The 26625-nt window shown below is 38.3% G+C and carries 29 protein-coding genes and 2 pseudogenes; 30 read left to right on the top strand and 1 reads right to left on the bottom strand.

All coding sequences use genetic code 11. The annotated features are described in order from the left end of the window. The first annotated feature begins 136 nt into the window (after window positions 1-136). From MHB53_RS15130 to MHB53_RS15050, 17 genes and pseudogenes are all read left to right on the top strand, one after another. A complete protein-coding gene (locus MHB53_RS15130) occupies window positions 137-607 on the top strand; it encodes a hypothetical protein (RefSeq protein WP_340919815.1) in 471 nt (156 codons plus the stop codon). Between the two features lie 381 nt (window positions 608-988). Then, entirely contained in the window at window positions 989-1681 is a 693-nt protein-coding gene (locus MHB53_RS15125) for a carboxylesterase family protein (protein WP_340919813.1), read from the top strand. A gap of 17 nt (window positions 1682-1698) precedes the next feature. Next, complete coding sequence (locus MHB53_RS15120) at window positions 1699-2415, top strand: ThuA domain-containing protein (RefSeq protein WP_340919810.1); 717 nt, start codon at window positions 1699-1701, stop codon at window positions 2413-2415. 73 nt (window positions 2416-2488) lie between these two features. Then, window positions 2489-3514 carry a Gfo/Idh/MocA family protein gene (locus tag MHB53_RS15115; protein WP_340919807.1) on the top strand — a complete coding sequence of 342 codons (1026 nt, stop codon included), beginning with the start codon at window positions 2489-2491 and terminating at the stop codon, window positions 3512-3514. Between the two features lie 141 nt (window positions 3515-3655). Beyond that, window positions 3656-4624 carry a sugar phosphate isomerase/epimerase family protein gene (locus MHB53_RS15110; protein WP_340919804.1) on the top strand — a complete coding sequence of 323 codons (969 nt, stop codon included), beginning with the start codon at window positions 3656-3658 and terminating at the stop codon, window positions 4622-4624. Window positions 4625-4775: 151 nt separating this feature from the next. After that, window positions 4776-5891, top strand: coding sequence for an NAD(P)/FAD-dependent oxidoreductase (locus MHB53_RS15105; protein ID WP_340919802.1), 1116 nt, complete (start codon window positions 4776-4778; stop codon window positions 5889-5891). Between the two features lie 318 nt (window positions 5892-6209). After that, a pseudogene (locus MHB53_RS15100) lies at window positions 6210-6299 on the top strand (hypothetical protein); the annotation flags it as partial. Next, window positions 6283-6696, top strand: a complete 414-nt coding sequence (locus MHB53_RS15095; protein WP_340919800.1) for a hypothetical protein — start codon at window positions 6283-6285, stop codon at window positions 6694-6696. The pseudogene MHB53_RS15100 and the gene MHB53_RS15095, both read left to right, overlap by 17 nt. Window positions 6697-6769: 73 nt before the next feature. Beyond that, complete coding sequence (locus tag MHB53_RS15090) at window positions 6770-7348, top strand: hypothetical protein (protein ID WP_340919798.1); 579 nt, start codon at window positions 6770-6772, stop codon at window positions 7346-7348. Between the two features lie 61 nt (window positions 7349-7409). After that, a complete protein-coding gene (locus tag MHB53_RS15085; protein WP_340919797.1) occupies window positions 7410-7784 on the top strand; it encodes a cytochrome-c oxidase in 375 nt (124 codons plus the stop codon). Window positions 7785-8063: 279 nt separating this feature from the next. Beyond that, a complete protein-coding gene (locus tag MHB53_RS15080) occupies window positions 8064-9209 on the top strand; it encodes a Gfo/Idh/MocA family protein (protein WP_340919794.1) in 1146 nt (381 codons plus the stop codon). 223 nt (window positions 9210-9432) lie between these two features. Next, window positions 9433-9648 (top strand): annotated as a pseudogene (locus MHB53_RS15075) (RRXRR domain-containing protein); the annotation flags it as partial. A gap of 55 nt (window positions 9649-9703) precedes the next feature. Next, window positions 9704-9916 carry an RRXRR domain-containing protein gene (locus tag MHB53_RS15070; RefSeq protein WP_340924743.1) on the top strand — a complete coding sequence of 71 codons (213 nt, stop codon included), beginning with the start codon at window positions 9704-9706 and terminating at the stop codon, window positions 9914-9916. Between the two features lie 126 nt (window positions 9917-10042). Further along, a complete protein-coding gene (locus MHB53_RS15065) occupies window positions 10043-10336 on the top strand; it encodes an HNH endonuclease (RefSeq protein ID WP_340919792.1) in 294 nt (97 codons plus the stop codon). Window positions 10337-10828: 492 nt separating this feature from the next. Further along, a complete protein-coding gene (locus MHB53_RS15060; RefSeq protein WP_340919790.1) occupies window positions 10829-11575 on the top strand; it encodes a sugar phosphate isomerase/epimerase family protein in 747 nt (248 codons plus the stop codon). Further along, a complete protein-coding gene (locus MHB53_RS15055; RefSeq protein ID WP_340919788.1) occupies window positions 11576-12631 on the top strand; it encodes an oxidoreductase in 1056 nt (351 codons plus the stop codon). It abuts the gene before it with no gap. Between the two features lie 21 nt (window positions 12632-12652). After that, window positions 12653-13492: a sugar phosphate isomerase/epimerase family protein gene (locus tag MHB53_RS15050; RefSeq protein ID WP_340919786.1), complete on the top strand. Its 840-nt coding sequence runs from the start codon at window positions 12653-12655 to the stop codon at window positions 13490-13492. A gap of 160 nt (window positions 13493-13652) precedes the next feature. Here MHB53_RS15050 and MHB53_RS15045 read toward each other — a convergent pair whose 3' ends face one another. Continuing rightward, window positions 13653-14621, bottom strand: coding sequence for a LacI family DNA-binding transcriptional regulator (locus tag MHB53_RS15045; protein WP_340919784.1), 969 nt, complete (start codon window positions 14619-14621; stop codon window positions 13653-13655). 347 nt (window positions 14622-14968) lie between these two features. Here MHB53_RS15045 and MHB53_RS15040 point away from each other — a divergent pair, with 347 nt between their 5' ends. The 13 genes from MHB53_RS15040 to MHB53_RS14980 all read left to right on the top strand — a co-directional run bounded on the left by MHB53_RS15040 (window position 14969) and on the right by MHB53_RS14980 (window position 26446). After that, a complete protein-coding gene (locus MHB53_RS15040) occupies window positions 14969-16153 on the top strand; it encodes a chromate transporter (RefSeq protein ID WP_340919783.1) in 1185 nt (394 codons plus the stop codon). A 101-nt stretch (window positions 16154-16254) separates the two neighbouring features. Next, window positions 16255-16518: a metal-sensitive transcriptional regulator gene (locus MHB53_RS15035; RefSeq protein ID WP_340919781.1), complete on the top strand. Its 264-nt coding sequence runs from the start codon at window positions 16255-16257 to the stop codon at window positions 16516-16518. 86 nt (window positions 16519-16604) lie between these two features. Continuing rightward, window positions 16605-16835: a sulfurtransferase TusA family protein gene (locus MHB53_RS15030; protein WP_340919779.1), complete on the top strand. Its 231-nt coding sequence runs from the start codon at window positions 16605-16607 to the stop codon at window positions 16833-16835. 58 nt (window positions 16836-16893) lie between these two features. Further along, window positions 16894-17373 (top strand): DsrE/DsrF/DrsH-like family protein, encoded by a 480-nt coding sequence (locus MHB53_RS15025; protein WP_340919777.1) that lies wholly within the window; start codon window positions 16894-16896, stop codon window positions 17371-17373. A 41-nt stretch (window positions 17374-17414) separates the two neighbouring features. Continuing rightward, the gene (locus MHB53_RS15020; protein WP_340919775.1) at window positions 17415-17774 is read left to right on the top strand and encodes a rhodanese-like domain-containing protein; all 360 of its coding nucleotides are present in this window, start codon (window positions 17415-17417) and stop codon (window positions 17772-17774) included. A gap of 8 nt (window positions 17775-17782) precedes the next feature. Further along, window positions 17783-18079, top strand: coding sequence for a rhodanese-like domain-containing protein (locus MHB53_RS15015; protein WP_340924741.1), 297 nt, complete (start codon window positions 17783-17785; stop codon window positions 18077-18079). A 49-nt stretch (window positions 18080-18128) separates the two neighbouring features. Then, window positions 18129-18692, top strand: coding sequence for a sulfurtransferase TusA family protein (locus MHB53_RS15010; protein ID WP_340919773.1), 564 nt, complete (start codon window positions 18129-18131; stop codon window positions 18690-18692). Further along, on the top strand, window positions 18693-19823 hold the full coding sequence (locus MHB53_RS15005) for an MBL fold metallo-hydrolase (RefSeq protein ID WP_340919771.1): 1131 nt from the start codon (window positions 18693-18695) through the stop codon (window positions 19821-19823). Between the two features lie 272 nt (window positions 19824-20095). Next, window positions 20096-20875: a sulfite exporter TauE/SafE family protein gene (locus tag MHB53_RS15000; protein ID WP_340919769.1), complete on the top strand. Its 780-nt coding sequence runs from the start codon at window positions 20096-20098 to the stop codon at window positions 20873-20875. Window positions 20876-20984: 109 nt separating this feature from the next. Continuing rightward, window positions 20985-21965 (top strand): GNAT family N-acetyltransferase, encoded by a 981-nt coding sequence (locus tag MHB53_RS14995; RefSeq protein WP_340919767.1) that lies wholly within the window; start codon window positions 20985-20987, stop codon window positions 21963-21965. 152 nt (window positions 21966-22117) lie between these two features. Continuing rightward, window positions 22118-23584 (top strand): catalase KatA, encoded by a 1467-nt coding sequence (gene katA, locus MHB53_RS14990; protein ID WP_340919765.1) that lies wholly within the window; start codon window positions 22118-22120, stop codon window positions 23582-23584. A gap of 331 nt (window positions 23585-23915) precedes the next feature. Continuing rightward, entirely contained in the window at window positions 23916-25148 is a 1233-nt protein-coding gene (locus tag MHB53_RS14985) for a threonine synthase (RefSeq protein ID WP_340919762.1), read from the top strand. 74 nt (window positions 25149-25222) lie between these two features. Next, complete coding sequence (locus MHB53_RS14980) at window positions 25223-26446, top strand: dicarboxylate/amino acid:cation symporter (protein ID WP_340919760.1); 1224 nt, start codon at window positions 25223-25225, stop codon at window positions 26444-26446. The last annotated feature ends 179 nt before the right edge of the window (window positions 26447-26625 follow it).

Genomic DNA, 26625 nt, shown 5'->3' with positions numbered 1-26625 from the left:
CAACCATCCCTCCGATACTTTGTCTATTATCTCAAACTAATCTGTTTCCTTCACGTCCGTTGTCTCGTAGTGTTGTTGTAGTTGTTGCGTGTTATACTAATTGTAAGGAATATTATTAGAAAAGAGGCGTTATTACATGCTTTCGTTCGAACAAAAACAAGCGATCATCGAAACATTCCCACAGTTAATACGTAAAGAGGTATCGATGAAACGGTTAAACTACCATTTTGCTGAAAGCTTATTTGATAAAACAATTGTAGTACATTATCTTCATCCAAATGGAAATGGGTTTGTGTATGTTGGTGATCTTGAGAAATATGATACAGATTCCAGAGGTCTTGTTAATATTAGAGAGGTATCAGAAGAAGAGTTGAGAACGATCATTACTGACTCCATTAAGTACCTTGCTGAAGGGAAAGAGATAGAGGTTCAGCAGACAGAAATGGTGACTGAACAAAAGTGGGGCAATAGCGATGGGCAGACACTAATACTCATGCATGAAGATATGCTTTGGAATATTTATATGGGGCTTAACTTGGAAGAAAGTTTTGAATCACTGAAACAGGCAGAAAGTTATTTAAGAGAAGAAGGATTTAAGCCAGTTTAAAAGTAACTTTTATAGGAAGGGCGGGAACATTGCTTCACGCCCGCTCATTAAATAAGATACCTACATACCAATTAATAATTTGTTAAAATGCGTGTTCAAAAAGGTGCCAAATTAGAAACAAGAAGTTCGAGGGAGGCGCGAAGGTTTTGAGGATAAAAGCGTATGCTTTTAATACGTGAGAACTGGAAAAAACGAGTAACGAAGAAATTCGCAGTTTATCATTTGGTGACTTTTTGAACATCCTCTTAAAAGTATAGGAAAAAATAAATAAATGAAAGTTTGGAAGAATGGTTTTCAATTGAATAGAAAGATGTTATATTCTAAATAGAAACGTTTCGATTGTTTTTTTTATACTTGTGCTATACGTTTGCATAGAAAGTATTGAACAAAAAGGAGGGCATTCATATAACGCAACAGTCCTGTTCTTTTCAAAAAGATGTCGAAGTTAAAAAAGCAATGAATCTGAAATATTTATTATCTATGCCAGTTGATTATAATCAGAAGCCTGATAGCAACTATCCACTTGTTCTATTTTTGCATGGAATGGGGGAGCGTGGTTCCGATTTAAATGCAGTGAAAGTACATGGGCTGCCAAAGCTTGCCGAAGAACAGAATTTCCCATTTATTCTTGTTTCTCCGCAATGTCCGCTTGGCATTGCAAGATACTCGAATTGGATATTACATTTAGAATCCATCATCGCATTACTTGATGATTTGATTAATAAATATCGAGTGGATATAGAGAGGATATATGTAACCGGTTTAAGTATGGGAGGGTACGGTACTTGGGAGATTGCTAGAAGATACCCTGAGAAATTTGCAGCTATAGCGCCAATTTGTGGTGGCGGTTCCACGGAGCAGTTAGAACAACTAAAAAATGTTCCAGTTTGGGCTTTTCATGGGGATAAGGATGAAGTTGTACCGATTGAAGAAAGTGAAGCAATGGTGGAAGCGCTTCGAATGGTTGGAGGTAATGTGAAATTTACCGTATATCCTGAGGTTAATCATGATTCTTGGACAGAAACCTATAATAATCCGGAATTCTATTCTTGGCTTTTGAGTCAAAAAAGATAAATGGGGAGGAATTATTAATGACGAAAGTAACGGTTTGGAATGAAAATCGACATGAACAAACGAATCCACTAGTGCAGGAAGTGTATCCAAAAGGTATCCACCAAGCGATTGCTACATTTCTGCAAGAAGCTGGAGTCGATGTAAAAACGGCAACACTGGACGAGCCAGAACATGGCTTGACGGAGGAAGTATTGAATGAAACCGATGTACTTATATGGTGGGGCCATATGGCTCATCATGAAGTAGCCGATGAGATAGTAAATAAAGTACAGCAAAGAGTATTAGATGGAATGGGATTGATCGTTCTTCACTCAGGCCACTTTTCAAAGATTTTCAAAAAACTTATGGGTACTTCATGCGATTTAAAATGGAGAGAAGCGGATGAGAAGGAACGTATTTGGGTCCTTGATCCGAGCCATCCAATTGCTGAAGGAATCGGCGAGTACATAGAACTTGAAAAGGAAGAAATGTACGGAGAGCATTTTGATATTCCTGCTCCTAATGAACTATTATTTGTAAGCTGGTTTGAAGGTGGAGAAGTATTCCGAAGCGGATGCACATATCGTCGTGGAAACGGGAAGATTTTCTACTTCCGTCCTGGTCATGAAACGTATCCTACCTATTACAATAAGGATATTCAGCGCGTTATTACGAATGCTGTACAGTGGGCAAAGCCGGTTGATCGTAAACGACCTGTATATGGAAATGCTAAGCCACTTGAGGAGATAAAGTAATAAAATTAAGAGGCGATATATACCTAAAAGGAAGGTAAGCTTTGAAAAGTTAGTTGATATGGAGGAAACTTTTGTGAAAAAATTAAAGGTAGGTATTATTGGTTGTGGAAGTATTTCGAAATATCGTCATTTTCCTGAATATGTAGCAAATGAAAACGTAGAAATTATTGCTGTTTGTGACATTCTTGAAGAACGTGTAGAGGCAACTGCTAAAAAATTAGGTGCAAAAGCTTATACAGATTATGAAAAAATGCTTTCCGAAGCGGATATTGATGTTGTTTCCGTTTGTACACCAAATTACTTGCATGCCCAAATGAGTGTAGCTGCATTAAATGCTGGTAAACATGTTCTTTGTGAAAAGCCAATGGCTACATCTAAAGAAGAAGCATTATCAATGATTGAAGCGGCGAAGAAAAATGACAAGAAACTCATGATTGGACATAACCAACGTTTCGTTCCTTCACATAGTAAAGCTAAAGAACTTATTGCAAAAGGTGAAATTGGTAAAATCTTTGGCTTCCGAACTGCATTTGGACATCCTGGTCCAGAAGGATGGAGTATAGACGGTAAAGAAAGTTGGTTTTTTAGAAAAGAAGAGGCTTTTATTGGCGCAATGGGGGACCTTGGTGTACACAAGACAGATTTAATGCGTTATATACTTGGTGAAGAGTTTGTTGAAGTTGGTGCCTTTGTTGAGTCCGGTGCAAAAGAAGATAGCACAGTGGATGACAATGCGATTTGCGTATTGAAATCTGAGAGCGGCATTATTGGAACGCTTGCAGCAAGCTGGGCGTTTGTAAAAGAGGACAACTCTACGATTATTTATGGTGAAAAAGCTGTATTAAGACTTGAAGACGATCCAGACTATTCTTTAATCATTCAGTATAGCGATGGAGAAGTAGAGAAGTTGGATCTTGGTAAAATTCAATCCAACGATGAAGGCGGACAAAATAGTTCTCATGTAATTGATTTATTCGTGGAAAGTATTTTGAATGACACAGACACTCCAGTTAATGGTGAAGAAGGTATGAAGTCATTAAATGTTGTGCTAGCCGCACTTGAATCAAGTAAAACAAAACGAATTGTTCCAATACAATAATTTTAACTTGGGAAATGTAAATACCCTAACAATCCTTAGGATTTAGTGTGAACTAGTTCAGAAAGGAACGTTGTTTTGAGGTTGGTCAGCTTTGAGATATAGAAACTAGAATATAAAATAAAAAGGATCGGTGATGAACAAATGAAACTAGGAGTTTTTACGGTATTATTTGCAGAAAAGTCTTTTGAAGAAATGCTTGACCATGTCCAAGCAGCAGGGTTGAACTCAGTAGAGATTGGCACTGGTAATTATCCTGGAAACGCTCATTGTGATTTAGATGGACTGTTGGAAAGTGAAACAAAACGTAAGGAATATATGAAACAAATAGAATCAAGAGGATTAACGATTAGTGCATTCAGCTGTCACGGAAATGCTTTAACTCCTGATAAGGCGTTTGCGAAAACGTGTCATGAAACATTTGTCAAAACTGTAAAGTTAGCTGAAATGATGAATGTACCTGTTGTAAATACTTTTTCAGGAACACCTGGGGACCATGAAGGAGCAAAGCATCCAAACTGGCCTGTTACACCATGGCCGAATGAATATGGCGATATTCTAAACTGGCAATGGGAAGAAAAACTTGTTCCATATTGGAAAGAGTGGGGACAATTTGCCCAAGATAGAAATGTAAAAGTTGGCCTTGAATTACATGGTGGATTCCTTGTACATACACCACATACAATGTTAAAGCTACGAGACCTAACATGCGAGGCTATTGGAGCGAACTTAGATCCAAGTCATATGTGGTGGCAAGGGATTGATCCAGTTGCCGCAATTAAAATCCTTGGTAAAGAAAATGCCATTCACCATTTTCACGCGAAAGATACGTATATTGATCAAGACAATGTCAATATGTACGGTCTAACAGACATGCAGCCATATGGCGAGTTGAAAACTCGAGCTTGGATGTTTCGTTCAGTTGGCTGCGGACATGACGTGAAAGAATGGTCTGATATGATGAGTGCGCTACGCACATATGGATACGATTATGTTGTCAGCATTGAGCACGAAGACCCATTAATGTCTGTAGAGGAAGGCTTTCAACGTGCAGTAAGCAATCTACAATCAGTGTTAATTAAAGAACAACCTGCTGAAATGTGGTGGGTGTAAGTAATTTTTTAATAGATATATTCAGGGCAGCTGACATACATTTTGTCAGCTGTCTTTTTGTATGTTTAACGGTAAATATAGGATAAGATAACTAGACTTGAAATGGAGAAATCGGTAATATTTGAGGTGCGAAAAGAAAAGGGTGTTAATAATGGAAAAAATAATCGTAATCGGTACTGGAATACTTGGTGCATCAACAGCCTATCATTTGGCAAAAGCAGGCGCGGATGTTACTGTCATCGACCGAAAGGACCAAGGTCAAGCTACAGATGCAGCTGCAGGTATTGTGTGTCCTTGGGTATCGCAAAGGCGTAATCAAGCCTGGTATACACTTGCTAAAAATGGTGCCCGTTTTTATCCGGGACTTATTAGGGGTCTTGAAAAAGAAGGCGAAACGAACACGGGATATGCACGTGTAGGCGCGATCAGTATCCATACGGATGGCAAAAAACTTCTTGAGATGGAGAAGCGCGCACTGTTACGAATGGAAGATGCTCCGGAAATGGGGCAGATTCAGGTACTCACGCCATCAGAGACAAGCGCGTTATTCCCTCCACTTGATGATGGATATGGATCCGTTCATATAAGTGGTGCTGCACGTGTGGACGGGAGGGCCCTTCGAGATAGCTTACTAAGATCAGCAAAACGACATGGCGCTTCAATCGTAAGGGGCGATGCAAGTTTATTATTCAGTGGAAATAAGGTTATAGGGGTAAAAACCTCAGAGGAAAGCTATTCAGCCAATACTGTAATCGTAACAAGTGGTGCATGGGCACAACAACTTCTACAACCAATGGGTATCACTTTTCAAGTCAACTTTCAAAAGGCCCAGATTGTTCATTTACAATTATCTGATTTAGATACAAAAGAATGGCCGGTCGTCATGCCACCGGGTAACCAATATATCGTGCCATTTAATGATGGGAAAATTGTTGCGGGTGCAACACATGAAGATAATACTGGATTCGACTTACGTACGACAATGGGTGGGATGCAGGAAGTTTTTCAAAAAGCATTGCAGTTTGCTCCGGGTTTATCAGATAGTACTTACATTGAAACGAGAGTAGGATTTCGACCATTTACGCCTGGATTCCTGCCTGTTATCGGTCCACTTCCTAACTATCAAAATATTTTGGTTGCCAATGGGTTAGGCGCCTCTGGTCTTACTATGGGCCCTTATCTTGGCTGTGAACTTGCAAAAATCGCATTGGGAGAAAAACTAGATATAGATCTAAATCAATATGATGTTGGTGGTGCGCTTCAATAGCGCGTCAGATAACCATTCCCTCTCAAATATTTTTTCCGTTAAGGAAGATACTATTTAAGAGATGATTTAATGTTGAATAAGTTGTTTTGTATCCTTATTATTTATTTTCTGTTTTCTCCTTCGATGATTATCCGTGCTGAGTCAAAGGCTTCTAATGTAAAAGTTGCCTTTATTAGGGATGGATATTTATGGACGAGAATAGATGATACAGAAGTAAAACTGATAGAGCAGAAAGCCACTTATCCTAATCCTCCACAATGGTCCCATGACGGAAAAATGTTTCTGTATCAAAAAGAAGTACCAGCACCGGATGCAAAAAAAAAGGCAAGATTTAATCATATTGAGCAACAAAAATTAAGTCAGTATGTTGGGAATATGAATGTTGTCATGTTTGCGCCAGAAGATCTCCAATCTAGAAACTCAAAACGAATTGTGGGTCTATGATCTGGAAACAAAACAGCATCATAAAATTTTCTATGATGGACGCAATCCAAAATGGTCTCCAATCGAAAATATCATCGCGTTCGAGCAAGGTGGAATATTAAATATATCTGATTTACAAACATTTTATAATATTGCATCTGGGGTAGATAGTTATGAATGGCATCCGAATGGGAAAAGTTTTATTGTTTCTTCCAGTGCAATACTTCGTCCCGATGGTTGGACAAATCCAATCCTATACACCGTTTCAATAGAGGGAGGGTATCAAAATAGTACGGACTTAACCAAGAATGTAGAAAGGTTATTTGTCATACCTAAAGAAATTAGCAACGGGAAAGTAAAAAGTAAACATATTATCCATTAACGCAAGCTCATTTGCCTTTTCACCTACCGTAAATTGGATATCCTTTATTGTCTCTCCAACTGCGTCTTGGTCAATGGATAGCGATTTGCTCTGTGTGATTACTGTAGACGGAAAAGATTTTGAAGTAATAGATGAAGTGATTTTACATTTAGAAAATCCAAAATGGGCATATGATAAAAATATATTGGGTTATATTGCTGGTGGGGGTAGGATTGTTTTTGGCTTTAAAAATAAGGATCTGAAAGTAACGGAACTCCCTGCGTATCATACATTAAATCTTACACCCGCAAATTATGCAGAAATAGGCTTTACATGGGTGAATGATACTTCTCTTATTGTTTCAAGGGTAAAGGAAGGTGAATGGAATAATGATTTCAAGAAACGCCCTAAACCGGCTTTATACGATGTGAAATTAAGCGGGAAAATGCAAATGAAAATAACCTCACCTCCTGAAGGCAAAGGAGATTATCAGCCGATGTTTTTACCATCCATAAATAAAGTAACTTGGTTAAGAAAAAATGTCATTACCGAGGATGAAGGGGATTTATGGATATCCGATCCGAATGGGAGAAATGCGAAAGTATGGATTGATCATATACAGACATACGCATTTTTCCCAATAACTCCACCGATAGAAGAATCTTTTCCTTAATAAACATACAAACTATTCCACCATCATATATTAGAACGTGAAGAATATAAGGGGGGATAGTATGGGCCGAAAATTAATAAAAATTTCCGTGGTGTATTTTTTGATCGGAATCTCTTTTGGGCTGTATATGTCTATTTTTCATGTATTTAGCTTAGCTACTGTGCATGTACATGTTAATTTACTTGGTTGGATGTCACTTGCAATTGCAGGTATTTTATATATATTATTCCCTAAACTTGCTAAGACCTCAGCTGCAAAGGCTCATTTCTGGCTACACAATCTGGGCTTACCGATTATGATGATAGGTATTGCCTTAGCCATTTTAGATGTGAGTCCAGTGTTTTTCCCAATAGCAACGATTGGTGGTGTTATCACAGTTATTGGCATTTACTGTTTTGGATATAATGTTTTGCGAAATTTAAATTCGCGTGCATAGTAAAATAGAAGTGACCTCCCATGTAAGATAAAAAATGAGATGTCACTTCTATTTTTATATAAATAAAGTGAAATTTCACGATTTATGTAAAAATACAAAATTTTCTATAAAGTGATTGAAAGCGGATTCCCATATTGATATAATGTAAATCGAAACGATTCGATGTAGTATAAGTTTTTCTACCCCACCTTTTCCTTACAGCTGATGAGATTAACAGAAGTGATGGGATTACTAAAAACAAACAGTTAGTTTATCAATCTAGTAAATAAGGGTGATTTTATGAGAAAAGTAAAAGTTGGCTTTATAGGTTGTGGACATATTAGTGAGATTTATTTAAAGAATTGTACGGAAACGTTTGACATCTTAGAAGTAGTAGCAGTTGCTGATGTTTTTCCTGAAATGGCCAGAAAAAGAGCGGAACAGTTTGGTATTGCAAATGTATTCACAGTAGATGAATTATTAGCGGATCCAGAAGTTGAAATTGTTGTCAATTTAACCTCTCCACAGGCACATACAGAAGTGAATATGAAAATATTAGAAGCGGGGAAGCATGTATACACAGAAAAACCTTTCGCTTTGTCGCTTGAAGATGCTGATCGAGTACTGGCACTCGCAAAGGAAAAAGGATTGATGGTAGGGAGTGCGCCGGATACATTTCTTGGCGGCCAGCTGCAAACATCCCGCAAAATTATTGATGACGGATGGATTGGAACAGTCTATGCAGCAAGTGGATCGATTTTAATGGGCCCAGCGTGGAATGACATGCATCCAAATATACATTCATTTATGGATTTCGGTTGGGATCCTTTATTCGACATGGCCCCCTACTGGCTAACGGCTATGGTTCATTTACTTGGACCTGCGCGAAGGGTTTCTGGGTCTATTGGACAAGTTCATAAAGAACTTCATGTTAAAAATATGAAATCTCCTCATTATGGTCAAACGATTCCGGTTACAGCACCAATGAATGTGACTGCAATTATTGACTTTGAAAGTGGCCCAACAGCTCACCTTCTCGCGGCTAAGGAAAGTTTTGGATACGCCCCCAAAATGGAAGTATATGGGACAGAAGGTATTCTTTCTATCCAAGATCCGAATTTCTTCGGTGGAACGGTCAAGGTAAGTTTATCGAATGGTGAAGAAAAAGAATTTCCATACTCACACGGTTATTTAGAAGATAGCAGAGGACTTGGAATTGCTGATATGGCGACTGCGATTGTAACTGTGAGACCACATAGGGCTAGCGGAGAATTAGCAAGGCATGTGCTTGATATTTCGCACGCCATACTTGAATCATCAAAAACGGATCGACACGTCCTAGTAACAGCACCTTGTAAGCAACCAACCCCGCTACCACTTGGATTAAAGTATAATCAGCTAGATCAGTCAACTACCCGCCACTTATCGGCCTTTCGGTCTGATTGAAGTGGGGGCTTGAAAAAGCCTTTAGCTGTCTAGCCTAAGTTTTTCACAAACTACGTTGGTTTGGTTATCACACCCTCGGATGATACCCTAGTTCGTTGCTCTGTGCAGGCTCTGTAATAGCTTTGAATGGGGAGGAGCGGTCAACCTGATTTTGGCGGTATAAACCGCAAAGTCTTATCAACATTGGCGAAGGGTAACAACTCCTAGAAAGGAGGAACACTTGATGTTAGTGTTCGTACAAAATCAACATGGTGATGCACTTATGCCATGCAAACCAAGAAAAGCAAGAATATTGCTAAAACAAAAGAAAGCAATGGTTGTTTCTTACAAACCGTTTACAATCAAATTATTTTATGGCAGAAGTGGATATCAACAAGTGGTCAACGTTGGTGTTGATTTAGGTGCCAAACATGTTGGTATAGCAATCACATCACATGAAAACGTGCTTGCCAAAGGTGAGATCGAATTACGCCAAGATATAAAGAGCTTACTAGATACTGAGACGTATATACAGACGTTCAAGGAGAAATCGAAAGACACGGTATCGTCAAGCAAGGTTTTCCAACCGCAAACGAGAAGAAGGCTGGCTACCGCCAAGTATTTGCAGTCGAGTAGATAACACGTTTTTTTGGATAGACAGGTTTTGTTCATTTGTATCAACACCAAATCTAATCATTGAAGTAGGGAAATTCGTCCACATAAAATGATCAACCCAGACATTCAGGGCGTAGATTATCAAAAAGGACAAACATAATTGTTATCTTGATGTGCGGTATTTCGTGTTTGCAAGAGACACCTATACTTGCCAAGTGTGTAAGAAAAATGGTGGCCTTTTGAACACCCACCACATTGTCTATCGTTCACATGGTGGAACAGACCGAACGGATAACTTGATTACGGTTTGTACCGATTGTCATACGCATGAGAATCACCAAAAAGGAAAAATTCTTTGGAAATGGATGACAGAAGGAAAGAAGCTTCCACGCTACAAAGAAGGGACATTCATGAATGTGTTCCGAAAGCGAGTGTCCACGAAATATCCAGAAGCGAATATCACCTATGGTTCCATCACGACACCAAGACGGATAGAACTTGGATTAGAGAAAAGTCATGCGAATGATCCATAGCGATCAGTTGTATTCCATCTATTGAGAACGATGAGAAAAGTAGTTTCAAAATCAAGCAATTTCGAAAAAAGAAACGATCCTTGCATGAAGCGACTGCAAGAAAAGATCGTAAGAACAAGAATGTGACAAGCAAGCGAAATGGAAAGAACGTCAAGCAACTCAAAGGATTTTATCTTAATGACCATGTGCGAGTGCATGAAAAGTGGGCTTTATCACGGGTTTTACAGGCACAAGTATGGCTTACGTCAAAACAATAGATGATGTATACATCAAAAAGCTTAATAAAGTCTACAAACAAGTGAATCTACGAGAGTGTGAACTCATTTCTCCTAACAACAATTGGCAATTTGTTCATAGCCTTTAGGCTAAAGCCTAACCGAAATTCATCACCCCCTTATCATTGGGCTATGCCCTTCACACGATTGAAGAGGGAGACTTCTTTCGGAAAGCTCTTAAAGCTATTAAAAAAATAAAAAAGGACGTGAATTTACTGTGAAATTTCCAATTGCTTTGCAGCCTTATACAATCCGTGAAGAACTAGATAAGGATTTTTTTGGTTCCTTTCAACGAGTAGCCGACATTGGATATCGAGGTGTTGAAGTTGGCATGCCCCCGAAAGGAATAACGGTGGAAGAAATGAAAAGTAGATTCGCTGAAATGGAATTGCAGGTTATTAGTTGCCACTCGAGCGTGGAACAACTAACGAATGATTTGTCTACAGTGACAGATTTTGTGAAGGAAATGGGTGGAAAATACATCGTGTTATCTCACAGATTTGATACAAAGGAAGATGTTTTAAAGTCAGCGAGGCTTTTCAATCAGATTGGAGCTGACACAAAAGCACAAGGAATACAATTCCTATATCATAATCATGATTGGGAGTTTACAAAATTTGATGATCAGTATGCTCTTGATATTTTACTAGACGAAACAAATCCAGATCTAGTGAAGCTGGAACTAGATACATATTGGGTGCAAAAAGGCGGAGAAAATCCTGCCGAATACTTGCGGAAACTTAAGAATCGCTGCCCTTTGTTACATGTGAAAGATATGGAAGCAGATGAGGAACAATTTTTTGCAGAAGTAGGGGAAGGAATACTGGATTTTCGTGAAATCATTCAAGTGGCAGAAGATGTAGGAACAGAATGGCTTGTTGTGGAACAGGATCTATGCCGCCGTGACGTATTTGATTGTATTGAAACGAGTTATACAAATTTACGGGAAATGGGTGTGATCTAGTTGAACTCAGAGCTTCAAGTAGGTCTAATTGGTTATGGATTTGCTGGGAGGGTTTTTCACGCGCCTGTCATTACATCTCTATCTGGCTTGAAGTTGAAAAAAGTGGTGGAACGAAGTAGTGAACAGTCAAAGCTGAGGTATCCATGGGTAGAAATAGTTCGTAGCGCTAAGGAATTATATGATGATCCTAATATCGACCTAATCGTGGTTACTACGCCAAGTACGGATCATTACGCATTTGTCCATGATGCACTGTCCGCAGGTAAGCATGTGGTTGTAGAGAAACCATTTACGTCTACAGTGGAAGAAGCTGATGAATTAATTGAACTGGCCAATAAAAAAGGGCTGGTCCTAAGTGTATTTCACAATAGGCGATGGGATGGGGACTTCCAAACGATACGTGAAATTGTAAGGAAGGGGCTTATTGGAGAAGTAATGGAGTGTGAAATTCACTGGCATGGATTTAATCCAAAAGTATCTAACAATTGGCGCGATAAGGAAGGTCAAGGTACGGGAGTGCTATACGACCTCGGTGTGCATCTATTGGATCAGGTTGTTTGTCTATTTGGTATCCCAAAAACCATTTTTGCTGATATTCAGATTCAACGGGAAGATGGACTTTCACATGATTATTTTGACGTAACCCTCGGTTATGATAGCAAATTGAAAGTATCGGTAAAGTCATCTCGATTTGTACAAAATCATGGCCCTCGTTATATCCTACATGGAGACAAGGGCTCATTCATTAAGTATGGTCTTGATCCTCAAGAACAAGCACTTATTGAAGGTGGGACTCCAGCAACATTTCATGCTTGGGGCAAGGAACCGAAGCAGTTGTGGGGAAATATTGATACTTCCATTGGAGATTTGCGTATGACAGGAACGATAGAAACGGTACCAGGTGCCTACCAAGATTATTATCAGAACGTTTTTGACCATATAAATGGGCTATCAGATCTGGAGGTTAAGCCTGAAGAAGCGCGGATGAATATTCGTCTAATCGAGTTGGCTTTGCAAAGTCACAAAGAAGGACGCATCCTATCAGTAACACGGTGATAATAATTACTGGAGAGAATGGTGATAAAATTGTTTCCATTTAAGGTAGCACTTAACACATCGACATTATTTCCTTTCAAATTGGATGTTATCCAACAAGTGAGGATTGCGGCAGAAGCCGGGTATGAAGGGATAGAGCTTTGGATGAAAGATATCGACGCCTATCTTGCGGAAGGTGGAACAGTAAAGGATTTAAAATCAGAACTAAGTCGATCTAACATAGAATTTATCAATGCCATCGCTTTTTTTAAATGGGCAGATGCTGATGCGTCTATAAGGGAGAAAGCTTTTAAACAGGCTAAAAACGAGATGGAGCTACTTGCTTCATTAGGTTGCAAATTGATAGCTGCTCCTCCATTTGGAGATGTTGGGATAGTGAAGTTGGAAGAGATGGCGGGTTATTTTGAGCAATTGGTTATCATAGGCCGAGAAGTTGGGGTTGAGCCAATCCTTGAATTTTGGGGGAAGGCAGAGAAGCTTTCAACATTAGCCGATGCTCATCACATGCTTGAAGTATGTTCCATTACCAATACTAAAATGTTGATTGATCCTTTTCATATGTATGTCGGCGGCAGTGACTTTTCTGGATTAAAAGCACTACGGGGAGAACAAATCGGGATTTTTCATATCAATGATTATCCGGAAATCCCAGAAAGAGAAGAATTGGATGACAGCGATCGAGTATTTCCAGGCGAAGGTATCGCTCCTTCCTATGAGATTGCACAAATGCTACATGATATTCATTATTCCGGATATCTGTCCTTAGAATTATTTATAGAGGATTACCAAGGGCAGGGCCCATTAGAAGTCTCCAAATATGGTTTGCAGGCTTTAAAGGAGTCATACGCTGTCCATTTGTAAAGTTCGTTTTGAGTATGGAAATCTAGGAAAGAAAGACGGAGTATTCAATAATGATTTTCTCCGTCTTTTATTGGTTGGTTTTGGTTAGCTAGTAAGGAAATCGATGTTAAAAAAACATGAAGGTATCTCTAGTAAATTTTGAAATACCCTCCTCAATCTTCTATTTGCGTTCTTTCACTGAATCCCCTTCCAGCAATTCAACTGTAATCCTCTGGGATTCAGACTTTTCCTTGTTAATTAAATGAATTAATTGCTCGGCAGCCTTTTCACCCCATTTTTCCTTTGAATAATGAATGGTGGAAAGCCGTGGTCGTGTATAATGAGAGACTTCCACGTCATCAAAACCAATAATGTGAATATGTTTCCCGATAATATAATCGGTGTCTTCTAAGAAGTTATACATTCCAATCGCCATTTCATCATTAAAGCTAAAAACGGCGACAGGTTCTGTATAGTTCTCAGTGATTTGCTGTGCAGCTCGCTCTCCTGAAGGTTTATCAAAGTCCCCTTGGATAATTGTGAGATGAATAGAAGGATGTTGTTTAAAGACCTGCCGTACAGCTTGTAGTCTTTGAATAGAGTCATAGGAATTCGAGGGGCCCGTTAGAACAATGATATGTTCATGACCTTTTTTTATTAGAAAATTGACAGCAATTTCCGCTCCCAACTTGTTATCAAGCAGTACGCGTTCAATATTCGAATGGTCAATTTCTCGATCAAGCACCACGATTTTATGGCCTCGATTTGCATAATTGTTTAGGTCTTCATCAATAAAATTAGAATCCAATACTATTGCTCCATCAATGATTCCCTCTGGTAAAAAACGTTGGGATTCCAGGCCTGTACATACAATTAAATCATATCCTTGTTTGTTTAAAGTTCTTCGCATACCATGGAGTAATTCACCAAAGAAAGAACCGCCGTAATCAGCTAAAAAGGCCCCGATAATTTTTGTTTTTCGCTTTTTTAGTGTTCTTGCTGCTGCATTTGGTACATAGTTAAGATCTTTTGCAATCGCAAGTATTTTTGCGCTCGTTTCCTCTGTCACTTTTGGACTGCCGTTCAGTGCATATGAGACAGTTGAGATCGATACACCTGCTTTTTTTGCAATATCTTTAATGCTTACCATTGTGTTCTCTCCATTCTGGCAATTCACTTTTCTATAATTTATTCTAAGCTTGAAAGAACAATTTTAAACTATATGTACATTCACTTTAATTTTGTATTATATTCAATAGCTTTGAGAGGAGCTGAGGTGTGTAAAATATTGCTCTAATTGTAACTGAATCGAAACGTTTCGATTTACTTTTATATCTGGATTATAAATGCTTTCAATTGAAGAGTCAATGAGAAATGGAAACGTTTCTATTTCAAATTATATATAGGGTTTGTGGGTATTAGAGTAAAAAATTTCAATAAGGGAGGAAATCAGATAATATAGAAATTAAGAAAAAAATATTCAAGTGGGGGAGGGGTATGAGATTGAGACAAAATAAGCATTCTTTATTAGAAATTTTGCGGGTTTCAACAAAATTGGGCTTAACATCATTCGGCGGACCTGTCGCACACCTAGGTTACTTTAAAAGTGAATACATAGATAAAAGGAAATGGCTTGATGATAAAACATACGCTGATATCATTGCGTTATGTCAATTCTTGCCTGGACCAGCGAGTAGTCAAGTAGGCATCGCGATTGGTGTTTTAAGGGGAGGAATGTTAGGTGGAATCCTTTCTTTTATAGGATTCACCCTTCCGTCCATACTTGTGCTTATTTTATTTGCGTTACTGTTTCAACATGTTGATTTGGCTGATGCTGGTTGGATTCATGGGTTGAAACTTGTAGCTGTTGCAGTGGTTGCACAGGCTGTGTTTGGTATGGGGCAAAAATTAGCACCTGATAAGCCAAGGGTGACCCTTGCAATTTTGGCAGCAATGGCCACGTTGTTATGGCCTTCGGCATTCGTGCAAATTGCAATCATTATGGTTGCGGGAATCATTGGTGTGTTTCTCTACAAGAAACAATCGTTTCCGGATGTTCGAGAAATGAATGTATCTATTAGTAAAAAAACAGGTGTGGCGGCTTTTACAATCTTTTTTATATTATTGCTCGGTCTCCCTTTATTAAGACAGTTCGTTGATAACCATTTTATTACCTTATTCGATGCGTTTTATCGTTCGGGATCTCTAGTATTTGGAGGTGGACATGTTGTCTTGCCATTATTGGAACGGGAACTCGTACCGACGGGATGGCTTGATGCTAGTGAATTTTTAGCTGGTTATGGTGTCGCGCAGGCAGTTCCAGGGCCGTTGTTTACATTTGCGAGCTATTTAGGTACGATGATTGGTGGTATAAGTGTGGCCATACTCACAACAATCGCCATCTTTTTGCCAGCATTTTTACTTGTAATCGGTTCACTGCCATTCTTAAATGTGATTCGTAGGCGCCCGCGGTTTCAAGCAGCTTTGACAGCAATCAATGCTGCTGTTGTAGGTATTTTGCTTGCAGCATTGTACGATCCAATTTGGACGAGTACGATAAAAACTACAGTAGACTTTTCTGCGGCATTGGCATTATTTGGCTTGCTAACGTATTGGAAGCTTGCACCTTGGCTTGTTGTATTAATTGGCGCTCTAATGGGTTCTTTTCTTGTATTAATTTGAGGATTAATGATTAGACCTGGAAATAAATCAAAAAAGATAGTTGACAACATACCTATAGGGGTATATTATATGGATAATAACAATAAAGAGGAGGTGTCACGATGGAGTACGATAATCAAATGAAAAATCGGGTAAAGCGTATTGAGGGGCAGCTTCGTGGGATTTTAAAAATGATGGAAGAAGAAAAGAATTGTAGGGACGTAATTACACAGCTATCTGCTGCTAGAACCGCAATTGATCGAACAATTGGAGTTGTGGTTAGTTCGAATCTTGTGGAGTGTGTAAACCAGTCTAAGGAAAATGGAGAACATAATACAGCTGACCTTGTTAAAGAAGCAGTCGATTTGCTCGTTAAAAGCAGATAAAAATAAAGGAGTTGACACTCTCTTTTATTTTGTTTATTATTATACCCATAGGGGTAATGGTATAAAATATTTGGAGGAATGTAATCATGAAGATAGATAAAGTATTAGATGCAAAAGGTTTAGCGTGCCCACTTCCAATTGTAAGAACAAAAAAGGCAATGGACGAAATGAAATCTGGTCAAATATTAGAAGTAATCGCGACAGATAAAGGTGCAAAAGCTGATTTAACAGCTTGGACAGCCTCAAAGGATCATGAGCTTTTAAAAACAAAGGAAGATAATAATGGGATCCTAACATTTTTAATTAAGAAAAAGTAATTTTTTTAACATTTTATAATACCCCATCCCGTATGGGTAATAATTAAGGAGAGATACAATGACGGTGAAAAAAAGAACAACGATTATTTTATTTAGTGGTGATTATGATAAAGCGATGGCTGCTTATATTATTGCTAATGGGGCAGCAGCATACGATCATGAAGTAACGATTTTTCACACATTTTGGGGGTTAAACGCATTACGAAAAGATGAGCATGTACCTGTAAAGAAAAACTTTATGGAAAAAATGTTTGGGAAAATAATGCCGCGTGGTGCGGATAGAATGGGCTTATCGAACATGCAATTTGCTGGATTTGGTCCAAAAATAATTAAAGATGTAATGAAAAAACATAATGTTATGCCATTACCCCAGTTGATTGAAATGGCACAAGATCAAGATATAAAACTGGTTGCCTGTACGATGACAATGGATTTACTTGGACTACAAAAAGAAGAATTACTGGAAGAGATCGAATATGCGGGAGTAGGGGCATATTTAGCTGATGCGGAAGAGGGCAATGTGAATCTGTTTATTTAATAAATGTATGTGATGTTACTTATCAATGGAGGAGATTATCTTTGGTTTTTATAACCGATGTGCTTTTCGCAGTGATCTTGTTTTTATTAATAAAAAGATTTCTGCCTGTTAAGGGTGTTAGAAATATTACGATACAGGATTTGAAAATTAAATTAAAAGATAATAACAACCAATTTATCGATGTTCGTACTTTAGGAGAGTTTAATCAATATCATATTCCGCATTTTAAAAACATTCCTTTACACGAACTTTCGCGGCAAGTAAGTCAATTATCTAAAGATGAGTATGTGATCGTCATTTGTCAAAGCGGCATGAGGAGTCTCAAGGCGGGTAAAATATTAAAAAAACAAGGATTTAGTAAAATATTGAATGTAAAAGGCGGAGTAAGTGCATGGAGGTAGAAGATAATATGAAACAATATACCGTTGATGAAGTGAAAGTAATGTTGGAAAGTAAAAAACTAATAAATATACTTGATGTACGTGAGGCGGAAGAAGTAGCGAAGGGGAAAATTCCAGGTGTCATTCATATTCCTCTTGGGTTGTTGGAATTCCGTCTGCAAGATTTGAATAAAAGCAAGGAATACATTGTTGTATGTCGATCAGGAGGTAGAAGCGGTAGCGCTGTTCAATTATTAGAAAGCCGTGGTTATCAAGTGGTAAATATGGTCGGTGGAATGCTTGAATGGCAAGGAGAAATAGAGTAATTTTTTTTAAACGAAATAATACCCCTATGGGTAAATTGGAGGAAGATCAATGAATTCAATTAAGACAGACAAAATTTTAGACGCCAAAGGGCTTGCTTGTCCAATGCCAATTGTAAAGACCAAAAAAGTGATAAGTGAAATGGAAGCAGGTCAAATACTGGCAATTTTAGCAACAGATAAAGGCTCGACTGCTGACTTAAAAGCATGGTCTGAGCGTTTAGGGCACCATTATTTAGGGACAAGGGAAGAAGGCGTAGTTCTTAAACATTATGTTAGAAAATCAACAAGTGAAGAAGCTGTTGAAAAGACATACCCACATATTGTTAGTAATGAAGAACTTAAAAACATGATGAACGATGGAAGTGCAGTCATAGTTGATGTCAGGGAAGAGGCAGAATATGCATTTAACCATCTAGAAGGTGCGCTTTCCATTCCATTAGGAGAGTTAGAAAATCGCCTTCATGATTTAAATAAAGAAGATGAGATTTATGTCATTTGTCGAACGGGCAATCGCAGCGATATGGCTGCGCAAAAATTAGTGGAGAATGGGTTTGTTAATGTAAAAAACGTTGTTCCAGGCATGGGTGCTTGGTCTGAACAGGAGGAGAAATAAATGGCTGTGCAAGCAATGAATGCGAAGGTTTTAACGAAAAAGGTTTTTAATGAGGAGAAGTTATTTATTTTGGATGTTCGAAATGAAGATGCATTCCGAGATTGGAAAGTTGAAGGGAAAAACTTTAAATATTTGAATGTACCATATTTTGATTTATTGGATGGAGTAGAAGTGATATTAAATCAAATTCCGTCTGACCATGATATTCTTGTCATTTGTGCAAAAGAGGGTTCCTCTATAATGGTAGCAGATATGCTTGTTGATAAAGGATTAATAAATGTTTTTTATCTTGAAGGTGGCATGAAAGCATGGAGTGAACATTTAGAGTCTGTAAAAATTGGAGATCTAAAAAACGGTGGATCGTTGTATCAATTTGTGCGCATCGGCAAAGGGTGTCTTTCCTATATGGTCGTTTCAAACGGAGAAGCTGCGGTCATTGATGCTTCACGGATGATTGATACGTATTTAGATTTTGCGGAACAAATGGACGTGAGAATCACTCATGCGTTTGACACGCATCTTCATGCAGATCATATTTCAGGAGGAAGAAAAATCGTGGAAAAAACAGAGGGAACATACTGGCTTCCATCGAAAGATGCAGAAGATGTCACGTTTGACTATATGCCTTTAAATAATGGGTTAAATGTAACGGTTGGAAATTCTTCAATTAATATAAACGCGCTTTATTCACCGGGACATACGATTGGTTCCACCTCCTTCATAATAGATGACACATATCTCATGACTGGAGATATATTATTTATTGATTCTATTGGACGTCCTGACTTAGCTGGAAAAGCGGAAGACTGGGTTAGCGATTTGCGTGAATCTCTTTATATACGCTATAAAAATTTATCGGACGAACTGCTTGTCCTTCCAGCACATTTCACGCAAATCGAAGAATTAAATAAAAATGGGAGTGTTTCAAAAAAACTAGGTGAACTATTTACGAACAATCATGGATTAAACATCGAGGATGAGCAAGCATTTAGAAAGCTAGTAACAGAAAACTTACCTCCACAACCGAATGCTTATCAAGAAATTCGCAAAACAAATATGGGGAAAATTAATCCTGATAATGAAGAACAACGGGAAATGGAAATCGGACCAAACCGTTGCGCAGTAAGTTAAAGTTAGCGGAAGCTCTATAGATGTCCACTAGCAGAAGGCCGTATCTTATACGTCGCGTCCTGTGACTAGTAGATCCTGTGTGTCAAAGTTAGAGATAAGAAGAAATCATAGTCGCCTTGCGCGGATTTGGAAATATGGAAATACATTCAGTGAAAGAAACAAAGAAACATTGGCTGGGAAGAGTTGCGTGAACCCGGACTAGGCCTGCGGTCCTTATCAGCCTGTGTAACCTGTATTATGCAGGTATACCTATATTGAAAGGAATTTGCTGTATGGACATGACCTTTATTATTGTTATTTTTTTAATTGGCTTTGTCGGATCTTTAATTTCGGGGATGCTTGGTATAGGGGGATCGATTATTAAATATCCACTGTTGTTATTTATTCCTCCTTTATTCGGATTAGCAGCATTCAGTGCCCATGAAGTGGCTGGAATCAGTGCTATCCAAGTATTGTTTGCTACGATTGGTGGAGTTTGGGCATATAGAAAGGGTGCTTATTTAAATAAAGCATTAATCATTTATATGGGGACAGCTATCTTAATTGGGAGCTTGATCGGGGGATTCGGATCAAATGTAATGTCTGAGAATGGTATCAATCTTATATATGGTATTTTGGCATTGCTAGCGGCCATTATGATGTTCATTCCTAATAAAGGAATTGACGATATTCCGCTCGATCAAGTTGTTTTTAATAAATGGACTGCTGCAGTAATGGCTTTGATTGTAGGAGTTGGAGCAGGCATTGTTGGTGCTGCGGGTGCGTTTTTGCTGGTACCGATTATGCTAGTCGTTTTGAAAATCCCAACAAGAATGACTATTGCATCATCACTCGCAATTACATTCATTTCGTCGATAGGTTCTACCGCAGGGAAATTACTCACGGGTCAAGTGGATTACTATCCAGCACTCGTAATGGTTATTGCTAGTATCATAGCAGCGCCCATCGGAGCTAAAATTGGAAAAAAGATGAATACAAAATTGCTAAAAATGATGTTAGCAGGTCTAATTTTAGCTACAGCAGTGAAAATTTGGCTAGATATCCTACCATAAATTCCCCTAATGTAAGCAATATATGTATAATATACATGTAAGCGCTTTTAAAGGTTTCTTTTTCTTCAATACATGTTGAAAGTTAAAAGAAGAGTTAGGGGAGAGTATTATGAACATTTCACCGCTTGATCAAGGAAGAATAATAGATTTAGTGAATCTTTGGAACAAAGAGATTGGTAAGCAATTTCCAATGAGAGAGGAATTGTTTAAGCAAAATAGCCTGGATGATAATAATGTGCATGCATCTGGCTCTGGTATTGCGTTAAATGAAAGTGATGAAGTAATTGGATTCGTTATTAGTAAACGCTGGCAGGAAGATTTGGAAGTGGAGATGAATACAGAAACGGGTTGGATTCAAGTACTTCTAGTCGACTCTGAATATAGGGGAAAAGGTATTGGATCAGCTTTACTTAAAAAGGCAGAGACTGCATTAAAAGCGGATGGAGCTGTTAAAATTACATTAGGAAGTGATCCCTGGCACTATTTCCCCGGGTTACCGAGTGGATTTGATAAAACAATCAGATGGTTTGAAAAGCGTGGTTATAAACATAATATTCAAGTCTATGATTTAATTTCCCACTATGAGGATGAGGTCGAAAGTTCAATGCCTGACAAGGAGGATATAGAATTTATGATGTTGAAGATGGACGAAAAGGAAGCGTTCATTGACTTTATGCATCGTACTTTTCCAGGACGTTGGGAATATGAAGCAATTCAGTATTTTAAAAAAGGTGGCACAGGTAGGGAGTTTGTAGTTCTAAAAAGCAAAGGTGAAATCCTTGGTTTTTGTAGGGTCAATGATATACACTCTCCGTTTATCGCCCAGAACGTTTACTGGTCCCCATTATTTAATACGCCATTAGGTGGACTAGGGCCACTAGGAGTTGATTCAAGTATTCGTGGAAAAGGATATGGCTTGGCCATTGTGGAAGCTGGTGTCCACTTTTTGAGAAATAGAGGGATTCATTCTATTGTGATTGATTGGACTGTTTATATCGAGTTTTATGGAAAACTTGGTTATGAGCCATGGCAAAAATATGAAGCATATAGCAAAGAAATACAGATTGAAATGAATCGTGTTGAGAATTAGTAGAGACAAATGATAATAAAAGCGCTATTTGAGTAGAAAAAGACTATTTAATTATAATAATTATAATTAAATAGTCTTTTTCACTTGAAATTAATTATCTTATTTGGTAATATCTAATTTATAATAATTATTACATAAGAGGTGGAATTCATTTGAGTAATTACAATAAAAATCTTACTACTAGCTGGGGAGCACCAGTTGGCGACAATCAAAACTCTGTTACAGCCGGTTCTCGTGGACCAACACTCATTCAAGATGTTCATTTGCTTGAGAAACTTGCGCATTTTAACCGTGAACGTATTCCTGAGCGTGTCGTTCATGCAAAAGGTGCAGGTGCGCACGGATATTTTGAAGTAACAAACGATTTATCAAAATATACGAAAGCAAATTTCTTATCTGAAGTGGGTAAGCGTACACCGATGTTTATTCGTTTTTCAACAGTAGCAGGTGAACTAGGTTCATCAGATACTGTTCGTGACCCGCGCGGGTTTTCTGTGAAATTTTATACGGAGGAAGGAAATTATGATCTGGTCGGAAATAATACACCTGTATTCTTTATTCGCGATGCGATTAAATTTCCTGACTTTATTCATACACAAAAAAGAGATCCCCAAACACATTTAAAAAATCCAACAGCAGTATGGGATTTCTGGTCACTGTCACCTGAATCATTACATCAAGTAACAACTTTGATGTCTGATCGTGGTATTCCAGCTACATTACGACATATGCATGGTTTTGGAAGTCATACATTCAAATGGGTGAATGCGGAAGGTGAAGGGGTATGGGTGAAATATCACTTTAAAACAGAACAAGGTGTTAAAAACCTTGATGTAGATCTAGCTGCTAAAATAGCGGGAGAGAATCCTGATTATCATACAGAGGATCTATTCAATGCGATTGCAAATGGTGATTTTCCAGCATGGAAACTATGTGTGCAGATTATGCCACTTGAAGATGCTGATACGTATCGTTTTGATCCATTTGACGTAACGAAAGTATGGTCGCAAAAGGATTATCCATTAATTGAAGTGGGACGTATGGTATTGAATCGTAATCCTGAAAACTATTTTGCAGAAGTAGAACAAGCAACATTTTCGCCAGGAACACTAGTGCCGGGGATTGATGTATCACCAGACAAGATGCTTCAAGGTCGTTTGTTTGCTTACCATGATGCACATCGCTACCGTGTTGGTGCGAATCATCAAATGCTTCCGATTAATCGCGCGAAAAATGAAGTAAATAACTATCAACGTGATGGAGCAATGCGGTTTGATAATAATGGTGGATCATCTGTCTATTATGAACCAAACAGCTTTGGAGGACCTACAGAAACCCCTGAGAACAAGCAACATGAACTAGTTGTTTCTGGGGTTACGGGAAGTGTAGCATATGATCAAGACGATCATTATACACAAGCTGGGGATTTGTATCGATTACTATCTAAGGAAGAGCGTACACGTTTAGTCGATAATATTGTGAACGCAATGAAGTCTGTTGAAATAGAGGAAATTAAACTTCGTCAAATCAGTCACTTCTATAAAGCAGATCCAGAATATGGAACGCGAATTGCTCAAGGGCTTGGTTTAGAAGTTCCTTCAGAAGAAGTAGTATCATAAATAACTAGAAATAAGGGGGCACTGGATTGAGTATGAAAATACTTGATGCAGTGCATTTTTTTGTTGAAAGGTGTAGAAAGTATAAATTTTACAGATATACTTTAAAAAACTTATCCCGTCCCGACAGTTCAATTTGGTAGCATTCTATCATCCAAGCGATTTTACGTACCGCTAGACTGGTTACCCAATCGGGCTAGTCTTTCTAGTTGCGCTTCACAATATGCGGTGAGCTTATTCGTGTCTTCTTAAATATTAATTGTCTGAATAACTGGAAATTGTGATAAGGTGATAGGCGCTTGTCATATAGTATGACAAAGGAGGACAATTAAATATGAAATACAGTTATGCTACTCATTTATATTGTCCGAAATGTTCATTGACGTACGAAATAATTGTAATACAACAAGTTTGTACTTGTGGTGCTCCATTACTTGTAAAATATGATTTAACGACATTAGCGATGGAGCTAGATTCTCAAAAAATAAAGGGAAGACAGAATGACCTTTGGCGCTATCATGAACTTTTACCTATTCAAAGGAAGGAAAATATCGTTTCTATGGGAGAAGGAATGACGCCCATCATCCCGATGAATAAAATGGCTGTTGATATGGGACTGGAACATTTGTATATGAAAGATGAAGGGATAATGCCAACTGGAACTTTTAAAGCGCGAGGTGCGGCAGTCGGGATTTCTAAGGCGAAGGAACTTGGTGTAAAAGAACTGGCTATGCCAACAAATGGTAATGCAGGTGCAGCGTGGTCACTGTATGCGACGAGAGCGGGGATTACTACAACAATTGTTATGCCAGTTAATGCTCCGATCATTACGCGCAATGAATGTGCAGTATCAGGAGCGAATGTGTATTTAGTTAATGGTTTAATTAGTGATGCAGGTGAAATTGTGGCAGAAGCTGTAAATAAATTTGGTTTATTTGATGCTTCTACATTGAGAGAGCCTTATCGAATTGAAGGTAAAAAGACAATGGGACTGGAGCTTGCTGAACAATTTAACTGGGAATTACCTGAAGTAATTCTATATCCAACTGGTGGCGGAGTAGGGTTAATAGGTATTTACAAAGCACTGAAAGAACTTCATGAGCTTGGTTGGTTAGCTAAGGAGCAAATGCCGCGGCTTGTTGCGGTGCAAGCTGATGGTTGTGCACCCATCGTAAAAGCTTGGGAAGAAGGTAAATCTGAATCAGAGTTTTGGCCTGACTCTGAAACAATTGCATTCGGTATTAATGTACCAAAAGCTTCAGGTGATTTTCTCGTTCTTGAAGCGCTTTATGAAACAAATGGCTGTGCAATCTCAGTAAATGATCAAGAAATTATCAGTGAACAAAGGAATATTGCTCAAAAAGAAGGTACATTTATTTGTCCGGAAGGTGCGGCAGCGTTTTTAGCAGCGCGTAGGCTTCGTAAATCAGGCTGGATAAAAGAGAATGATAAGGTTGTAGTATTAAACACAGGATCAGGACTAATATATCCAGACACTGTAGAATTTGATGTACCCACGTTAAATATTGGCGAATCTATTAAATCAACTTCGCATGATCATTGTTAACGTGAAACAACAACATATGTGAGGCGTTAATAGAGAGGGTGAGGTACTAACATACAGGAAAGGGAGGATTTTTTATGAAGAAGAACTTTATGCTTCAAATTCTCATTGCCTTTATTCTTGCGGTTATTACTGGAGCAATTTTTGGTGAAAAAGCGACTGTTGTTCAGCCACTGGGAGATTTATTTTTACGTCTAATTAAATTCATCATTGTTCCATTAATTTTATCTACCATCATCGTAGGTGTGACAGGTGCTGGAAGTATAAAAAAACTAGGTAGTATTGGTGGGAAAACAGTATTGTATTTTCTTGCTACGAGTTTAGCAGCGATCATCATTGGGTTACTAGCTGGATTTGTTTTTTCACCGGGTACGGGGACAGATATTGTATTAGAAGCGGGATCTGCAGAAGTTGTCGAGTCTGTTGGTGTCATTGATACATTATTAAATATAATTCCAACCAATCCGATTGAAGCTTTAACGACTGGAGCGATCTTGCAGATAATCTTCTTTGCGATCTTTATTGGAATTGGAATTACACTTGTTGGTGAAAAAGGTAAGCCAGTGCAGTACTTTTTTGAAGGTCTTGCGGAAGTGATGTATAAAATAACAGGGATGATTATGAAACTTGTTCCGCTAGGCATTTTTGGCCTATTGGCTCCTATTGTTGGCATATATGGAATATCTGTTTTACTCCCGTTAATTAAAGTTATTATAGCGATGCTTGTAGCGGTCATTATTCACGTGGCTGTGGTATATACTTTAGCTGTTAAAACACTTGGAAAAATGAGCCCTACTATATTTTTAAAAGGAATATTTCCAGCGGCCGCTGTGGCATTTGCAACATGTAGTAGTTCGGGAACATTACCAGTTACAATGAAAAATGTGCAAGAAAATCTCAAGGTTTCAAAAGAAACAAGTAGCTTTGTTTTACCCCTTGGTGCTACGATAAATATGGATGGTACAGCTATCTACATGGGGATTGCGGTTATGTTTATCGCTCAATACTTTGGTGAATCATTAAGCTTTGCTCAAATTATGATCGTTGCAATAATGGGAACGCTCGCCTCGATCGGTGCGGCGGGGGTACCAGGAGCGGGTTTGATTATGCTGACAATGGTATTAACCGCAGTGAATCTTCCGCTTGAAGGGATTGCATTAATCGCTGGTATTGATCGAGTGCTAGATATGCTTAGAACATCTGTAAACATAATAGGTGACGCTTCTGCTTGTGTAGTAGTTGAGAATAAACAGGGTAAAAGTCAATCGATAATGAATAATAATCCTACAACAATAATGTAAAAAGCTGGGCTAAGTTGACAATACAACTTGGCCTATAATCATTTGTCGACGAAAATAATAAAAGCTGATATACTAAAAGTATTAATAGTTTGTTTTCTATACAAACTATATAGAGTTATTTCGCTCAACTTGTTAACGTAGTAAAGAGAATGTATGATAAAATAATTATATGATAAATT

The organism is Bacillus sp. FSL K6-3431 (genome assembly GCF_038002605.1).
GTDB lineage: Bacteria > Bacillota > Bacilli > Bacillales > Bacillaceae_C > Lederbergia.
The sequence above is the reverse complement of the archived record's forward strand: the minus strand, read 5'-3'. Positions and strand labels throughout refer to the sequence as shown.

Coding starts and splice junctions, on each gene's coding strand:
- MHB53_RS15090 (WP_340919798.1), top strand. CDS start 6,770: ATGGATAGCGATTTGCTCTGTGTGATTACTGTAGACGGAAAAGATTTT.
- MHB53_RS14995 (WP_340919767.1), top strand. CDS start 20,985: ATGAACATTTCACCGCTTGATCAAGGAAGAATAATAGATTTAGTGAAT.
- MHB53_RS15110 (WP_340919804.1), top strand. CDS start 3,656: ATGAAACTAGGAGTTTTTACGGTATTATTTGCAGAAAAGTCTTTTGAA.
- MHB53_RS15120 (WP_340919810.1), top strand. CDS start 1,699: ATGACGAAAGTAACGGTTTGGAATGAAAATCGACATGAACAAACGAAT.
- MHB53_RS15030 (WP_340919779.1), top strand. CDS start 16,605: ATGAAGATAGATAAAGTATTAGATGCAAAAGGTTTAGCGTGCCCACTT.
- MHB53_RS15005 (WP_340919771.1), top strand. CDS start 18,693: ATGGCTGTGCAAGCAATGAATGCGAAGGTTTTAACGAAAAAGGTTTTT.
- MHB53_RS15025 (WP_340919777.1), top strand. CDS start 16,894: ATGACGGTGAAAAAAAGAACAACGATTATTTTATTTAGTGGTGATTAT.
- MHB53_RS15000 (WP_340919769.1), top strand. CDS start 20,096: ATGGACATGACCTTTATTATTGTTATTTTTTTAATTGGCTTTGTCGGA.
- MHB53_RS15130 (WP_340919815.1), top strand. CDS start 137: ATGCTTTCGTTCGAACAAAAACAAGCGATCATCGAAACATTCCCACAG.
- MHB53_RS15035 (WP_340919781.1), top strand. CDS start 16,255: ATGGAGTACGATAATCAAATGAAAAATCGGGTAAAGCGTATTGAGGGG.
- MHB53_RS15080 (WP_340919794.1), top strand. CDS start 8,064: ATGAGAAAAGTAAAAGTTGGCTTTATAGGTTGTGGACATATTAGTGAG.
- MHB53_RS15015 (WP_340924741.1), top strand. CDS start 17,783: ATGAAACAATATACCGTTGATGAAGTGAAAGTAATGTTGGAAAGTAAA.
- MHB53_RS14985 (WP_340919762.1), top strand. CDS start 23,916: ATGAAATACAGTTATGCTACTCATTTATATTGTCCGAAATGTTCATTG.
- MHB53_RS14980 (WP_340919760.1), top strand. CDS start 25,223: ATGAAGAAGAACTTTATGCTTCAAATTCTCATTGCCTTTATTCTTGCG.
- MHB53_RS15010 (WP_340919773.1), top strand. CDS start 18,129: ATGAATTCAATTAAGACAGACAAAATTTTAGACGCCAAAGGGCTTGCT.
- MHB53_RS15045 (WP_340919784.1), bottom strand. CDS start 14,621: ATGGTAAGCATTAAAGATATTGCAAAAAAAGCAGGTGTATCGATCTCA.
- MHB53_RS15085 (WP_340919797.1), top strand. CDS start 7,410: ATGGGCCGAAAATTAATAAAAATTTCCGTGGTGTATTTTTTGATCGGA.
- MHB53_RS15105 (WP_340919802.1), top strand. CDS start 4,776: ATGGAAAAAATAATCGTAATCGGTACTGGAATACTTGGTGCATCAACA.
- MHB53_RS15040 (WP_340919783.1), top strand. CDS start 14,969: ATGAGATTGAGACAAAATAAGCATTCTTTATTAGAAATTTTGCGGGTT.